This window comes from Kitasatospora sp. NPDC058406 (assembly GCF_042722765.1).
Classification (GTDB): domain Bacteria; phylum Actinomycetota; class Actinomycetes; order Streptomycetales; family Streptomycetaceae; genus Kitasatospora.
In genome coordinates, this window is the sequence record NZ_JBHXKE010000305.1 from 1 (window position 1) to 442 (window position 442).

1 protein-coding gene is annotated in these 442 nt (G+C 78.3%); it reads left to right on the plus strand.

Annotation, left to right across the window (positions count from 1 at the left end):
- Positions 1 to 51: 51 nt before the first annotated feature.
- A partial coding sequence (locus ACFWOG_RS36520) for a helix-turn-helix domain-containing protein (RefSeq protein WP_380363698.1) occupies positions 52 to 442 on the plus strand: 391 nt, incomplete at its 3' end.

Below are 442 nucleotides of genomic sequence, written 5' to 3' on the forward strand. Positions count from 1 at the left end.
CCGGGGACGCCCGGACCCTCCGGGTCCGGTCTCGGGCCGACCCTTCGGTGGATGGAGGCCCACCTCGACCGCCCGCTCACCCTGGACGACATCGCCCGGCACGCCGGGCTCACCGTCCGCGGTCTGACCCGCCGGTTCCGGGCGGAGACCGGCCTGCCGCCGCTCCAGTACCTCCTGCGCGCCCGCATCCAACGGGCGCAGCGCCTCCTGGAGCGCGGGGACGAGCCGGTGGCCCGGATCGCCGCCCGTACGGGGCTGGGGACGCCCGCCAACCTCCGCCACCACTTCCAGCGGTACACGGGCAGCAGCCCGAGCGTCTACCGCAACGCGTTCCGCTCCATCGTCGCCACCCTGACGTGGTCGCAGGAGGGGGCGGCCGGGGGGGGGGGGGCCCCCCCCCCCCGGCGGCCCCGGAGCGGCCACCCCACGCGTCGAGCGGCAC